13 protein-coding genes are annotated in these 13,328 nt (G+C 72.7%); 6 read left to right on the top strand and 7 right to left on the bottom strand.

The features are described 5' to 3' along the window. Positions 1-45: 45 nt before the first annotated feature. Positions 46-489 (top strand): NUDIX domain-containing protein, encoded by a 444-nt coding sequence (locus tag ABZ444_RS40465; protein ID WP_358009062.1) that lies wholly within the window; start codon positions 46-48, stop codon positions 487-489. Positions 490-673: 184 nt separating this feature from the next. Here ABZ444_RS40465 and ABZ444_RS40460 read toward each other — a convergent pair whose 3' ends face one another. Both ABZ444_RS40460 and ABZ444_RS40455 read right to left on the bottom strand, forming a co-directional pair. Then, positions 674-1,453, bottom strand: a complete 780-nt coding sequence (locus tag ABZ444_RS40460) for a hypothetical protein (protein ID WP_358009060.1) — start codon at positions 1,451-1,453, stop codon at positions 674-676. Between the two features lie 15 nt (positions 1,454-1,468). Beyond that, the gene (locus tag ABZ444_RS40455) at positions 1,469-2,095 is read right to left on the bottom strand and encodes a helix-turn-helix domain-containing protein (RefSeq protein ID WP_352322845.1); all 627 of its coding nucleotides are present in this window, start codon (positions 2,093-2,095) and stop codon (positions 1,469-1,471) included. Positions 2,096-2,176: 81 nt separating this feature from the next. Between ABZ444_RS40455 and ABZ444_RS40450 the strand changes: the two genes are divergently transcribed. Beyond that, a complete protein-coding gene (locus tag ABZ444_RS40450) occupies positions 2,177-3,922 on the top strand; it encodes an NmrA family NAD(P)-binding protein (protein ID WP_358009057.1) in 1,746 nt (581 codons plus the stop codon). Between the two features lie 22 nt (positions 3,923-3,944). On the opposite strand, the gene ABZ444_RS40445 is transcribed toward ABZ444_RS40450, so the two are convergent. The 5 genes from ABZ444_RS40445 to ABZ444_RS40425 form a co-directional block, all read right to left on the bottom strand. Beyond that, positions 3,945-5,096 carry a pyridoxal phosphate-dependent aminotransferase gene (locus ABZ444_RS40445; RefSeq protein ID WP_358009055.1) on the bottom strand — a complete coding sequence of 384 codons (1,152 nt, stop codon included), beginning with the start codon at positions 5,094-5,096 and terminating at the stop codon, positions 3,945-3,947. Between the two features lie 117 nt (positions 5,097-5,213). Then, entirely contained in the window at positions 5,214-6,032 is an 819-nt protein-coding gene (locus ABZ444_RS40440; protein ID WP_358009053.1) for a citrate/2-methylcitrate synthase, read from the bottom strand. Continuing rightward, positions 6,029-6,814 carry a CoA-transferase gene (locus ABZ444_RS40435; protein ID WP_357980599.1) on the bottom strand — a complete coding sequence of 262 codons (786 nt, stop codon included), beginning with the start codon at positions 6,812-6,814 and terminating at the stop codon, positions 6,029-6,031. The genes ABZ444_RS40440 and ABZ444_RS40435 overlap by 4 nt, the downstream gene beginning before the upstream one ends. After that, positions 6,811-7,707, bottom strand: coding sequence for a CoA-transferase (locus ABZ444_RS40430; RefSeq protein WP_358009051.1), 897 nt, complete (start codon positions 7,705-7,707; stop codon positions 6,811-6,813). The genes ABZ444_RS40435 and ABZ444_RS40430 overlap by 4 nt, the downstream gene beginning before the upstream one ends. Continuing rightward, on the bottom strand, positions 7,692-9,149 hold the full coding sequence (locus ABZ444_RS40425; protein WP_358009049.1) for an aldehyde dehydrogenase family protein: 1,458 nt from the start codon (positions 9,147-9,149) through the stop codon (positions 7,692-7,694). The genes ABZ444_RS40430 and ABZ444_RS40425 overlap by 16 nt, the downstream gene beginning before the upstream one ends. 230 nt (positions 9,150-9,379) lie before the next feature. On the opposite strand from ABZ444_RS40425, the gene ABZ444_RS40420 reads away from it, so the two are divergent. From ABZ444_RS40420 to ABZ444_RS40405, 4 genes are read left to right on the top strand one after another with little or no spacing between them, the layout of a single operon-like run. Next, a complete protein-coding gene (locus tag ABZ444_RS40420; RefSeq protein WP_358009047.1) occupies positions 9,380-10,465 on the top strand; it encodes an extracellular solute-binding protein in 1,086 nt (361 codons plus the stop codon). Next, positions 10,462-11,364 (top strand): ABC transporter permease subunit, encoded by a 903-nt coding sequence (locus tag ABZ444_RS40415; RefSeq protein WP_358009045.1) that lies wholly within the window; start codon positions 10,462-10,464, stop codon positions 11,362-11,364. The genes ABZ444_RS40420 and ABZ444_RS40415 overlap by 4 nt, the downstream gene beginning before the upstream one ends. Then, on the top strand, positions 11,361-12,185 hold the full coding sequence (locus ABZ444_RS40410) for an ABC transporter permease subunit (protein ID WP_358009043.1): 825 nt from the start codon (positions 11,361-11,363) through the stop codon (positions 12,183-12,185). Before ABZ444_RS40415 ends, ABZ444_RS40410 begins: the two co-directional genes overlap by 4 nt. Further along, positions 12,182-13,201 (top strand): ABC transporter ATP-binding protein, encoded by a 1,020-nt coding sequence (locus ABZ444_RS40405; RefSeq protein ID WP_358009041.1) that lies wholly within the window; start codon positions 12,182-12,184, stop codon positions 13,199-13,201. Before ABZ444_RS40410 ends, ABZ444_RS40405 begins: the two co-directional genes overlap by 4 nt. Positions 13,202-13,328 lie beyond the last annotated feature (127 nt).

Raw genomic sequence — 13,328 nt, 5'->3', positions numbered from 1 at the left:
ATAGCGTCTTTCCGATGGGCGCCATAGAAGGAAAAGGGGGCCCAAATGGGCAGTAGCCAACGGCCCGCCGCCCGTGTCGTCTGCCTCGACCGCGACGGGCGCGTCCTGCTCATGCACTGGTACGACCCGGTCAGCGGCACGGACGTGTGGGAACCGCCGGGCGGCGGCCTCGACCCGGGCGAGACGGCGCTGGAGGCCGCGCGGCGCGAGCTGGCCGAGGAGACCGGGCTGCCCGGCTCGGCCGTCGGCGAGCACTGGGTGGACGTCGAACGCGACTTCTCCTGGCTGGGCGTGCGCTACGTGAAGACCGAGCCGTTCTTCCTGGCCACGTTCGACGAGGCGCGCCCGCGGGTGACCCCCGCCGCGCTCACCGAGGAGGAGCTCGGCGTCTATCGCGGTCACACCTGGGCCGAGGAGATGCCGTACGGCGTCGAGCCGCCGGAGCTGGCCGACGTGGTGGCCGCCCTGCGCGCCGCCGCGCCACGCTGAACCCCCCGCTACACCTCGATCGTGCGGCCCGCCGTGGCCACCGCCCCGGCCGGCGTGGACTCGAGCAGCCGCGGCAGCGTGGCGTAGCCGGGATCGACGAGCACGCGGAAACCCTTGTGCTCGATGAGATGACCGCTGCACGCCTGGCCCGCCGCCCAGCACTGTGATCAGCACGAGCCCGACCTCATCGGGGCTTGTGCCCCAGCTCGGCGAGCGTGGTGGACATCAGACCGCGCAGCAGCGACCCGGCCAGGCCCTCGTGCACGGACTCGACCGGCAGGCCCTGGGCGATGCGGGCGTGGTAGGACTCGCGGTCGCGCTCGCCGGTGTAGGGCAGCGCGGTCATCGCCACGACCACGGTGGCCCGGGTGCCGCCGCGCGGCAGGACGGCGACGGCGTGGGTGCGCAGGCAGGTCTCGTCGGGGGCGCCGTACCAGCCGCACTTGACCCCGGCGTCGGGCGAGCCGAGCGCCTCGCGGGCGCCGAACGTCTGCTCGCCCGCCACCTGCCGCATCCACGCCAGGACGGTGGCCGCCACCGGGTCGCCCGCCGCCGCGGCCTGCGCGAACACGGTGTAGGCGGCGGCGACCTCCTCGGCCGACACCTCCACCGAGCCGAAGCGCGACGGGTCGCCGCCCGGTTGCGCCCACCGTACGCCGGTGCGCCGGTAGAGGTCGTCCAGCAGCACGCGGGGGCCGATGGACAGCCAGAGGCTGAGCGTGTCGGCGTTGGAGGAGAGGACCACGGCGGGCTCGGCGTGGCGGCGCCAGCGGTCGGTGTCGTCGATGTGGTCGGCGGCCACCCAGGCGTAGAGCGGCTTGAGCAGCGAGGCGCAGCGCAGCCGGGCCGGGCCCGAGCGCACGCTCATCGTCCGGGCGGGCGGGCCGCCGTAGCCGCGCCTGATGCCCGCGGCCTGTGCTCCGGCGCTGTCTTGGAGGTCTTTCAGCAGGTCATTGAAGGCCACCGTCCCACCGTAGACCTACGGGGCGGTACGCCAGCGCCCTTCGTACCACTCCGCGCTCGGTGGCTCGCCGGGCAGCGGGGTCGCGCCGGGGGCGCGCAGGCCGTCGAGCGCGATGGCCAGCAGGCGCTCCTTGACCCGCTGGTGCTCCTCGCTCGGCGGGCCGGGGGCGGGCCTGCTGAACTGCTCGATGAGCAGCGAGACGTCGAGCGTGGTCACGTCGGGCCGCAGCGCGCCGGCCTCGCGGGCCCTGGCGACGAGCGTGCCGGCCAGCTCGGTGGCCCGGCGGGAGGTGCGCCACATCTCGTCGGTGACCTCGATCGTGCCCGCCACCGGGGCCAGCGCGCCGGAGCGGCCGGCGACGCAGGCGCGCACGTACGCCTCCAGCCCGGTCCACGGGTCGGGCTCGGCCAGGGCCGACTCAAGGTTGTCGACCACGCGTTCCATGGCGATCAGGCACAGCCGCTGGAGCAGCTCCTCCTTGGTGCGGTAGCGCCGGTAGAGGCTGCCCATGCCGACGCCCGCCTGCCTGGCGATGGCCGAGACCGGCGCGTCGAACCCCTGGGTCGTGAACACCTCGTGGGCCGCCTGGAGCAGCCGCAGATCGTTCCGCGCCGCCTCGGCCTGCCTGCCGCGTCCTGCCATGCCGTACAGGATATTGCGGAGCGCTGCGCTCCGATATACGGTTCTTTTCGGAGCGTAGCGCTCCGATAAAGGAGGTCTGTCATGCGTGCGGTGGTTCTGCGGGAGATCGGCGGCCCGGCGTCGCTCGTCGTGGAGGAGGTGCCCGACCCCGTTCCGGGGCCGGGTCAGGTGCTGGTCGAGGTGGCGGTCGCGGGCGTCACGTTCGTGGAGACGCAGGTACGCGCCGGACGTGGGCCGCGCGCGGCCGAGCTGCCCGCGGTCCTGGGCAACGGGGTGGCGGGCACCGTCCTGGCGGTGGGCGAGGGCGTGGCCGCGGCGCTGACGGGTTCCCTGGTGGTCACCACGCTCGGCGGGTACGGCGGCTACGCCGAGCTGGCGGTGGCCGCCGCCGAGGATCTGATCCCGGTGCCCGCCGGGCTGTCACCGCGCGAGGCCGTGGCGCTGCTGGCCGACGGGCGCACCGCCGTGGGGCTCGTCCGCGCCGCCGCGCCGCGGCCCGGCGAGTGGGTGCTGGTGGAGGCGGCCGGCGGCGGGGTGGGCAGCCTGCTGGTGCAGCTCGCCCGCGCCGCGGGCGCGCGCGTGGTCGGCGCGGCCGGCAGCGCCGACAAGCGCGACCTGGCCGCGCGCCTCGGCGCCGAGCTGACGGTCGACTACACCGCCCCCGGCTGGGCCGACGAGGTGCGCGCCGCGACCGGCGGCCTGGACGTCGTCTTCGACGGCGTGGGCGGCGAGATCGGCGCCCAGGCGCAGGACCTGCTGAAGGACGGCGGCCGGCTCAGCGCGTACGGCATGGCCGGCGGCCCCATGACCACCCCCGACCCCCGCGTGACCGCCGTCGCCTGGCCCGCGGCCGACCCGCGGGAGCTGGCCCGCGAGGCCCTGGAGCTGGCCGCCGCCGGCCGCCTGCGTCCCACGGTCGGCAACGTGCTGCCCCTGGAGTCGGCGGCCGAGGCGCACGCCGCCGTCGAGGCCCGCGCGGTCACCGGGAAGTCCCTGCTGCTGCCCGCGCGGGCCAGGACGATCCTGGTCACCGGCGCCACCGGCAACCAGGGCGGCGCGGTGGCCCGGACGCTGCTGGCGCGCGGCTGGACGGTCCGCGCCCTGGTCAGGGACCCGGCCTCGGACGCCGCCCAGGCCCTGGCCGCGCTCGGCGCCACCCTGGCCAAGGGCGACCTGGACGACCCCGCCTCGCTCCGGGCGGCAATGACCGGCGTGCACGGCGTGTTCAGCGTGCAGGCCCTGGCCGTGACGGCGGAGGAGCTGGCCCGCGAGGTGCGCCAGGGCGTCGCGGTCGCCGACCTGGCCGCCGGGCTGGGCCTGGCGCACCTGGTCTACAGCTCGGTCGGCGGCGCCGAACGCGACACCGGCATCGAGCACTTCGCGAGCAAGTGGACGATCGAGCGGCACATCGCCGAGCTGGGCCCGCGGGCCACGGTGCTGCGCCCGGCGTTCTTCATGACGAACCTGCTGTACTACGCCGAGCCCGCCGGGGACGAGCGGGTCATCGCGCTGCCGTTCCGGCGCATGCAGCTCGTCGCGCCCGAGGACATCGCCCACTTCGCCGCGGAGGCGTTCGAGCGTCCCGAGGAGTACGCGAGCCGGGCGCTGGAGATCGCGAGCGAGGAGCTCACCGGCGCGGAGATCGCCGCGGTCTACCAGCGGGTCACCGGCACGCCCACCCGGTTCGAGCAGACCGCGCCCGGCGGTGAGCGCATGTACGAGTGGTTCCTGGAGAGCGGCTACCAGGCCGACGTCGCCGCGCTCCGCGCCCGCCATCCCGGCCTGCGCACGTTCGAGTCCTTCCTGCGCGACCGGCTGGCCCGCTGACCCCGGGGCCGCCGACCCCGATTCAGGACAGCGCCGCCTCGAAGCGGGCCCGCAGCTCCGACAGGCGGCCGACCGGCTCGGCGCTGTAGACGAGGCGGACGTACCGGGGCGCCACGCTCTCGCCCCAGGCCGTCATGGGGGTGGCCGCCACGCGTCCGCGTTCGAGCAGGCGGGCCGACAGGTCCTCGGCGGTCAGCCCCATGGCTTCGGCGTCCACCAGGACGGACCAGCCGCCGCCCGCCCGGACCACCGGGAGCCCGTCGAGCTGCGCGAGCACGGTGTCGTGGCGGGCCTGGTACTCGGCCGCCGCCTCCGCCACCCCCGCGCCCGCCGGGTCGGTGAGCGCGGCGGCGGCGCCGTACTGGTGGTATCCGCTGGCCACGGTGGTGTTGTAGATGGTCGCGACCATGATCCGGGACATGATGTCGGCCGGGCCGGCGACCCAGCCGATCCGCCAGCCGATCATCCGGTACTCCTTGGACATCGACCCGATGATGATCGTGCGCTCGGCCAGGCCGTCCACCTGGCAGGGGTTGATCCGCGGCTGGCCGTCGAAGACGATGCGCTCCATGGCGGCGTCGTAGATCAGGTACGCGCCCGTACGCTCGCACACCCGCGCGACCGCCTGCCAGTCCTCCCGGTCGAAGACCACGCCCGACGGCATCGACGGGCTCATCAGCAGCAGCGCCGCCGCGGCGGGCACCCGGGCGAGCGCCTCACGGTCCAGCCGCCAGCGCCCGTCCTGCACCAGCAGCGGCACCAGGTGCGGGCGCGCGCCCGACAGCCGCACCCGCTGCAGCAGGCCGGCGTAGGTGGGGTCGGTGAGCAGCACGGGCTCGCCCGGCTCGGTCGTGGCCAGCAGCACGGGCATCACCGCCGACGTCCCGCCGGAGGTGATGCACACCTGCCGCAAGGGGTCGTAGTCGAGCCCGGTACGCGCCCGCAGCTCGGCGGCGACCGCCTGGCACAACACCGGCAGCCCGGTGAACGGCAGCCAGCTGTTGCCCGTCCCCTCCTCCAGCGACCGCCTGGTCGCGGCCACGGCGGACGGCGGGGGCGGGACGTCGGTGTCGAGGTTCTCCAGGCGCAGGACGTCGGCGTCCGCCCCGGCGGCCGCGGCCACCTTGTCGATGTCGAACGGCTGCACCTGCGCGAACCGGGAATTGGGCCGCATGACCGCACCTCCGTGCCTCGTTCCGTATACGGAACACCTTGGGGCACCCACGCTCCTCCAGTGGGGACGCGGGTGTCAAGGGGCGGCGCGGAGGCGGGGTCAGGTCAGGCGGGGCTGTCAGGCCAGGGTGCGGTCGGCCGGGCCGTCGTAGTGGTCCGGCCCCTGCATCGACAGGTCCAGCGGCTGGACCATGTCGGAGTTGGCGGAGGCCCGCCAGCCCTTCTCCCTGGTCATCTCCTCGATCGAGTGCGCGCACAGCGACAACGACCGGCACACGATGAACATGGCCTTGAGCTGCAGCGGCTCGTACCCCATGTCGAGGCCGACACAGCCCATCGAGCCGGGGCCGTTGAGCCAGATGCGGCGGCCGAAGACGCCCTCGGTGGCGTCCTCCATCGCGCGGGCGATGCGGACGTACCGGCCGGTGACGCCCAGCTCGTCCGACAACTCCAGCAGGCGGACGGTACGCGGGTCGCGGATGTGCTGGGCGTGGTGGAACCCGGGCATGCGCTCGCGGCGTTCGCGCATCTCGGCGACGACCTTGGCGGCGGCCTCCTCGTCGCTCAGCCCGTCGCGCTCGGCCCGCTCCCCGACCGCGAGGAACATCTCGGCGGGCCGGTCGGCGGTGCCGTGCAGGCGGCCGATGCCGGCGACGCCCGCCGCGACGGCCGCGTTCAGCTCGGCGCCGCCGGAGGTGGCGAAGCGCACGGTGGCCGAGGAGGGCGACATGGCGTGCTCGGCCATGTTCACCAGGATCGCCTCGGTCATCCGGCCCACCTCGGGGGTCGGCAGCTCGCCGCGCAGCACCAGGTGGAAGTGCTCGGCGAAGGAGATGTTGCCGGTCAGCTCGTTCACGTCGTACCCGCGCACGACGATCCGGTCCTTGTTCTTCCAGGCGATCGCCGTCTCCCAGGCGAACGGCTTCTTGTCGGTCAACGGCCTTTCCTTTCAGGGAAGTACACGCACGCCGGGTCGATCTCCTCGCGCAGCAGGCGGAGGTCCTCGGGGTCCGGCGGCACCACAATTTCCAACGAATCCCGAAATTTCGGGGTAAAGCCGGTGTTGTCTAGTACGTCCGTGACGCTCGCCCCCGGCATGAGCGCCGTCACGGTCAGCGCCGAGTCCTCGGCCTCCATCACGCACAGGTCGGTGACGACCTTGACGCGCAACGGCCCGAGCCCGGCCTTGGCCCGCTCCCCCGGCCCGCCCAGGAACCCCGGGCTGGTGACGTAGTCGCAGCGGGCGGGGAAGCGCCGCTTCTCGTGGTCGGTCAGGATCACCACCTGCCGGCAGTGGCTGGCGATGTCGTTGGCGCCGCCGCTGCCGGGCAACCGCACCCGCGAGCCGTCCGGTCTCGGGACCCAGGTGGAGTTGATGTTGGCGTACTCGTCCACCTGGGCCCCGCCGAGGAATCCCGTACGGACCAGCCCGCGCTGCACCAGCCCGCCCAGCGCCTCGAACAGCGAGCCGTGCCGCGCGGCGCCGCGCATCAGCCGCGGATCGACCACGGACACCGGCGTCGGCACGACCTTCGGGAACATCACCCCCGACTCGATGACGAGCTTGGCCTCCGGCGCGTGGGTGCGCTGGGCGAGCGTGGCGGCCAGCAGCGGCAGGCCGGTGCCGACGATCACCAGGTCGCCGTCGCGGATCTGCCGGGCGCCCTCGACGACCAGCAACTCCCTCGGCAGGGCGGTCCACTCCCCGGATGCGCTCACACCAGCCTCCCCATCTGCTCGGTCAGCCCGGCCCTGAGCGTGCCCGCCGGGTCGCGGGCCCTGAGGTGGTCGTCGAAGGACGCGCCCAGGTTGGCCCGGATCCACTCGCGCAGCTCGGCGTCCCCGGCCCGGCCCAGCGCCTGGTACTCCTTGATCTCCGGCTCGGCGAAGTCGTACGCGCGGTAGACGGAGGTCGGGAAGGCGCCGAAAGGCTGGTGGACGACCGCCGTCACGTACGCCTCCGGGATGGTGACCCGCTCGGGCCGGTCGGCGAACGCCCCGGCGGGCAGCACCTCCTCGGCCGACACGATCGCGGCGCGGGCGGCCCTGACCATGTCCACCTCGTGGGAGGTGACCCCCTCGATCACGACGTTCCCGGCCAGGTCGGCGCGGTTGGCGTGGATGATCGCCACGTCCGGCGTCATCGCCCGCAGCAGCACGACGGGCTGCCCCGTCCACGGGTCGGCCGACTCCACCGCCACCCCGGCCGACACCAGGTCGGCCAGCAGGTCGGTGCCGAGCAGGCTGCGCGTCGGCAGGAAGGGCACGCCGACGGCCCCCGCCGCGAAGCGGGTGGCCATCGCCAGGTGCGAGTGGTCGCCGACGCCGACCTCGCCGCGCTCGACGGCCCGGCGCCAGGCGAACAGCGTGCCGTAACGTTCCAGATTGCCGGTGCCCTGCTCGGTGCGGGCCACCAGGCCCGCGGCCACCAGCATGTCGAGCGGCAGCGACAGGTTGCAGCCGACCACGGTCAGCCCGCCGATCCCCTGCCTGATCACCTCGTGCACCAGCGCCATCGGGCAGCGGTTGATGTTCTGGCCGCCCATCCCGACGACGGCCCCGGCGGGGACGTGCCGGGCGACGGCCTCGGCGGCCGTCAGTAACTTATGCACGCCGACCGCCACTCGGTGTAGAAGTCCCAGACCTGCGGCGAGCACTCGGGCGGGCCGAACTGCGACAACTTGGCGCCCATGTGGGGCAGGTGCGCGTACGCGCCGACGCCGGGCCGGTTGACGTGCAGCATGCCCGCCTCGAAGCGGTCCAGGGCCTCGAAGATGGTCGCCGGGTCCTGGGTGAAGATCGTGCCGCTCATGCCGTACCTGACCGAGTTGGAGATGCGCATGGCGTCGTCGAAGCCGTCGCAGTCCACCACGGACAACACCGGGCCGAAGATCTCCTCCTGGGCGATCTCGCTGTCCCAGGGCACGTCGCGCAGCACGGTCGGCTGCACGTAGCAGCCGTCGGGCACGCCCTCGGTGTGCCGTTCGCCGCCGACGGCGACCTTGGCCCCGGACTCCTGCGCGGCCTTGACCGCGTCCAGGCAGGCGCGCATGCGGGTCTCGTTCACGACCGGGCCGATCGTGGCCTCCTCCGACAGGCCCGGCCCCACCTTGAGCCGGGCCACCTCGGCGACCAGCCGCGACAGGAACTCCTCCTTGACGGCCCGGTCGACGATCACCCGGGAGGTGGCGCTGCACCGCTGCCCCGACTGCCCGAACGCGCCGAACACGGTGGCCTTGACCGCCTTGTCCAGGTCCGCGTCCGCGAGCACCAGGACCGCGTTCTTGCCGCCCAGTTCGAGCTGGGTGCGCAGCAGCCGCGGCGCGCCGGCCTGGTGGATGGCCAGGCCCACGGGCAGCGAGCCGGTGAAGCTGATCCCGGCCACGCGCGGGTGCGTCACCAGCGCCTCGCCCGCCGCGATGTCGCCCTGCACGAGGTTGAGCACCCCGGCCGGGACGCCCGCGTCCACGAACGCCTCCACCAGCAGCGCGGAGGTCAGCGGCGTGAACGGCGACGGCTTGAGCACCGCCCCGCACCCGGCCAGCAGCGCGGGGGCGACCTTCCACATGGGGATGGCGAGCGGGAAGTTCCACGGCGTCACCAGGCCGACCACGCCGATGGGCGCGCGGAAGGTGTAGGAGAACGTGCGCGGCTCCTCGGCGGGCAGCGTCTCGCCCTTCAGCCTGCGCCCCTCGCCCGCGGTGAAGTCGAGGATGGCCAGGGCCCGCCTGACCTCGCCGCGTGCCTCCTTGATGAGCTTGCCCTGCTCACGCGTGATCGCCTGGGCGAAGTCCTCGGCCCGCTCCTCGATCAGGCGCTCGGCGGCGCGCAGGTACTCGGCGCGTTTGATCGGCCCGAGTCCCTTCCACTCCGGCATCGCCGCCGCGGCGGCCTCCACGGCCAGCTCGACGTCCGCGCCACCGGACTCGGCGAAGTCCCCGATGTGGTCGGAGAGGTCGCCGGGGTTGATGTTCGGCCGGGTCTGCCCGCTCTCGGGGGCACGCCATTCGCCGCCGATGTGGTTGAGCAGGTAGCGACTCGGGATCGTCGCCATCGGGTTCCTTTCCGGTCAACTTCTGATACGGCAAAGCCTCACGGCCTGGGATGTTCCGGACAAGGGGGATTAGACCGATGCCCCCGATAGGCAGCCGTTATATGGCTCCGCCTATAGCGGCGATAGGCAAATCACGCATTGGCCGGACCGTTCCGCTGCACTAGACATGCCGGGGAAAAGACCTGCTCACGGCACTTGTCGAATTCACCCGGAATTAACCGAGGGTCCATATGAAGCATCGCACATGGGCGGTAATTGCCGCCTCATCCCTTTTCGCCCTCACCGCGTGCGGCAGTTCGGCCGGCGCCGGTGAATACGACTGGTCCGCCGCCCCGGACACCGGCAAGATCGCCGCCCAGGGCAAGGACCTGCCGACCTACGGCCTGGCCCCCGACTGGGCCAACTACGGCGAGGTCGTCAAGACGTTCTGCGCCAAGTACCAGGGCACCTGCGCCCACAAGGACACCGACATGTCCTCCTCGGAGGAGATCGTCAAGTTCGACGCCGAGAAGGACAACCCGATCGGCACAGCCAGCGACATCGGCCTCATGTGGGGGCCGGTGGCCGAGGCCAAGGGCGTGGTGCCGGCGTACCTGCCGCCGTCGGCGGGCAAGCTGAAGGACTGGCAGAAGGGCAAGGGCGGCTGGGTCGCCACGTTCGTCGGCGCGCCCGCGTTCGTGGTCAACACCGACAAGGTGAGCAACCCGCCCAAGAGCTGGCAGGACCTGCTCAAGCCCGAGTACAAGGGCCAGATCGCCATCAAGAACCCGGCCTCCTCCGGCACCGGCCAGGCCATGGTCGTCGCCGCCGCGGTCGCGGGCGGCGGCTCGGTGGACGACCTGACCCCCGCCTACACCTACTTCAGGAAGCTCAAGGACGCCGGCAACCTCAGCGACGTCAAGATGAGCGAGGAGACCCTGGAGAAGGGCGAGGCCCCCATCCAGATCAACTACGACTTCAACGGCCTGGCCCAGAAGGCCGCACTGAAGGCCAAGAACGTCAACGTGGAGGTGATCATCCCCTCCGACGGCTCGGTCTGGTCGCCGTCCGGAATGATGATCAACAAGTACAACACGGCCAAGGGCGACTTCCTCAAGGGCCTGCTCGACTACGTGCTCTCCGACGAGGCCCAGACGCTGTTCGCCAAGTTCGGCGCCCGGCCCGTCCGCGCGCTCAACGGCGACCTGCGGCTCCCGGCCGACGCCAAGGCCAACTGGCTGCCCGAGGAGTCGTACGCGCCGGTCAAGGAGATCGAGATCACGAAGGTCAATCCCGAGCAGATCGTCGCCGACTGGGAGGCGAAGGTCCTCGCGTGACGTCCCACATCACGGAGTCCGTGGCGGCTCCACCGGCCGCCGCGCGCCGCAGGGCCCCGGGCAAGCTGTTCACCGCCTGGGGCCCGGCCCTGCCGCTGCTGCTGTTCACGCTGGCCACGCTCGTGCTGCCGGCGCTGCGGCTGCTGCACGACACCTTCGCCCTGCCAGGCGGCGGCTACGGCTTCGACCACATCGTCAAGGTGGCGCGGAACCCGGTGGACCGTCAGGCCATCGGCGGCTCGCTGGCGCTCGGCCTGACCCAGGCCACGCTGGCCACCGCGCTCGGCGCGCCCGCCGCCTGGCTGATCACCCGGATGCGCCTCGGCGGCCGGGCCTTCTGGCTGTCGCTGATGAACGTCGCCTCGAACTTCGCCGGCATCGGCCTGGCCTTCGGCTTCGTCGCGCTGATCGGCTCGACCGGCATGCTGACGCTCGTGCTCAAGGGCCTGTTCGGGATCGAGGACAACCCGTTCCCCTCGCTCGGCTCCTTCAACGGCATGAACGTCGTCTACCTGTACTTCAACGTCCCGATGTTCGTGCTGCTCACGCTGCCCGCGCTCAGCGTGCTCAAGGACGACTGGCAGGAGGCCGCCGCGGTCTGCCACGCCACCCGATGGCAGTTCTGGCGGTACGTCGGCCTGCCGGTGCTCGCGCCGTTCGTGATCGCGGGCTGGCTGCTGGTCTTCACCTGGACGATCGGCGTCTACGCCGTCGCGTACGCAATCGGCTCCTCCCCCAGCGCGACCAAGCTCATCACCCTGCAGATCGGCAGCACGCTGGAGTCCTCGGTGTTCGGCCTCGGCCGGGCCGCCGTGCTGTCGGTGCTGCTCATGATCCTGGCCATCGGGGCGACGCTGCTCTACCGGCTCTCGCTCAGGCGCGCTGCGAGGTGGCTGTGAGACGGCGCGTCTTCCTCGGCCTGCTGGCGGTCTACTTCGGGCTGCCGCTGCTGGCCGCCCTGCTGTACTCGGTGGCCACCCGCTGGACCGACACGCCGCTGCCCGACGGCTACACCCTGGCCCACTGGGCCGGCGTGTTCGCCGAGCCGGACGTCATGGCCGCGCTCGGCCGCTCGCTCGTGCTCTCGGCGGTCGTCGTGGTGATCGAGATCGTGCTGGTCGTGCCGGCCGCGTACTGGTCGGTCGTGCACAACCCGCGCATCGGGTCGATCGTCCAGACGATCGCGGTGATCCCGTTCGCCGTCCCGTGGGTGGTCGTCGGGGCGGGGCTCCAGCTCGTCACCAAGTCGGTCGCGCCCGAGCTGTTCGGCACGTTCTGGCTGCTGGCCGCGGCCACCGCGGCGATCGCGTTCCCGTTCATGTACCGGGCGGTGGAGAGCTCGCTGCTGGCGGCGGGGGCCGTCCAGCTCAGCGAGGCCGCCGCCACGTGCGGCGCCGGGCCCGCCCGCACGCTGGTCAGCGTGATCCTCCCGGCGATCCGCGGCGGCGTCGTCTCCGGCACGCTGCTGGTCATCGCGACCGCCATGAACGAGTTCGCGCTCGCCAAGATCCTCACCGGCGTCAGCTACGAGACGCTGCCGCTCTGGTCGGCCAGGCAGTTCGTCTCCCGGACGCTCGGCGACCCCAACGCGCTGGCCGTCGTCACCATCTTCACCTTCGGCCTGCTGTTCGCGCTGTCCGCGCTGGTCGTCTGGCTCGGCCGCGGCCGGGTGAGCGCGTCCATGGCCACCGCTCCGGTCCAGAAGGGCACCACTCCATGAGCCACGTCGTACTCGACCGCATCACCAAGCGCTACGCCGGCCACACCGCGCTGAACGGCGTCAGCGTCAGCGTCGAGCAGGGTGAGATGCTGGCCCTGCTCGGCCCGTCGGGCTGCGGCAAGACCACGCTGCTGCGCTGCATCGCGGGCCTGACCGGGTTCGACGGCGGGCGGCTGACGATCGGCGGCGCCGACATGGCCGGCGTGCCGGTGCGCAAGCGGCCCATCGGCATGGTCTTCCAGTCCTACGCGCTGTTCCCGAACCTCACCGTCCGCGGCAACGTCGCCTTCCCCCTGACCGTCAGGAAGCGGCCGAAGGAGGAGGTCAGGGACCGCGTGGCCGAGATGCTCGACCTCGTCGGCCTCGACCACCTCGCCGACCGCCTGCCGAACCAGCTCTCCGGCGGCCAGCAGCAGCGCGTCGCCCTGGCCCGCGCGCTCTCCCCCCGTCCCGAGGTGCTGCTGCTGGACGAGCCCCTGTCCGCCCTGGACGCCCAGGTACGCCACCGCCTGCGCGACGAGGTGCGCCGCATCCAGCACCAGGTCGGCATCACCACCGTCTTCGTCACCCACGACCAGGCCGAGGCCCTGGCCATCTCCGACCGGGTCGCGGTGATGAACGCCGGCGACATCGAGCAGTGCGGGCCGCCCGCGGAGATCTACACCGCGCCCTCCACCCGCTTCGCCGCCGGCTTCGTCGGCAACCGCAACACCCTCGAACTCGACGCGGTGGACGGCCGGGTCACCGCGGGCGGCGCGTTCGACGTCGAGGCGCCCGCGCCGCGCGTCCTGTGCATGTTCCGCCCCGAGGACGTCGAGCTGGCCGCGGACGGCCCCGGCGCGCGGGCGATCGTCGACGTGACGGTGTTCCTGGGCGCCACCACCCGCGTGTACGCCCAGGCGGGCCCCTCGGTGATCTTCGCCGACATGCCGTCCAGGGCCGCCGCCGGCCTGTCGCCAGGAGACGAGGTGCGCCTGCGGGTCGCCGCCGACCACGTCCAGGTGTTCCCCGCCTGACCCGCCCCGGGGCCGCCGGTCGCGGGCCGGGCCGCTAGCCCCGTTTTCCGCACGTGAGTGATCTTCAGCGGATGTCTCGTGGATCGATGTCGAGAAGGTCCAGGAGATGCAGTTGAAGGTCGGTGGG

This window comes from Nonomuraea sp. NPDC005730 (assembly GCF_040630865.1).
GTDB lineage: Bacteria > Actinomycetota > Actinomycetes > Streptosporangiales > Streptosporangiaceae > Nonomuraea.
The sequence above is the reverse complement of the archived record's forward strand: the minus strand, read 5'-3'. Positions and strand labels throughout refer to the sequence as shown.

Excerpts from the sequence above, each read along its gene's own strand:
- ABZ444_RS40465 (WP_358009062.1), top strand. The coding sequence starts at position 46 with ATGGGCAGTAGCCAACGGCCCGCCGCCCGTGTCGTCTGCCTCGACCGC.
- ABZ444_RS40455 (WP_352322845.1), bottom strand. The coding sequence starts at position 2,095 with ATGGCAGGACGCGGCAGGCAGGCCGAGGCGGCGCGGAACGATCTGCGG.
- ABZ444_RS40450 (WP_358009057.1), top strand. The coding sequence starts at position 2,177 with ATGCGTGCGGTGGTTCTGCGGGAGATCGGCGGCCCGGCGTCGCTCGTC.
- ABZ444_RS40445 (WP_358009055.1), bottom strand. The coding sequence starts at position 5,096 with ATGCGGCCCAATTCCCGGTTCGCGCAGGTGCAGCCGTTCGACATCGAC.
- ABZ444_RS40425 (WP_358009049.1), bottom strand. The coding sequence starts at position 9,149 with ATGGCGACGATCCCGAGTCGCTACCTGCTCAACCACATCGGCGGCGAA.
- ABZ444_RS40420 (WP_358009047.1), top strand. The coding sequence starts at position 9,380 with ATGAAGCATCGCACATGGGCGGTAATTGCCGCCTCATCCCTTTTCGCC.
- ABZ444_RS40405 (WP_358009041.1), top strand. The coding sequence starts at position 12,182 with ATGAGCCACGTCGTACTCGACCGCATCACCAAGCGCTACGCCGGCCAC.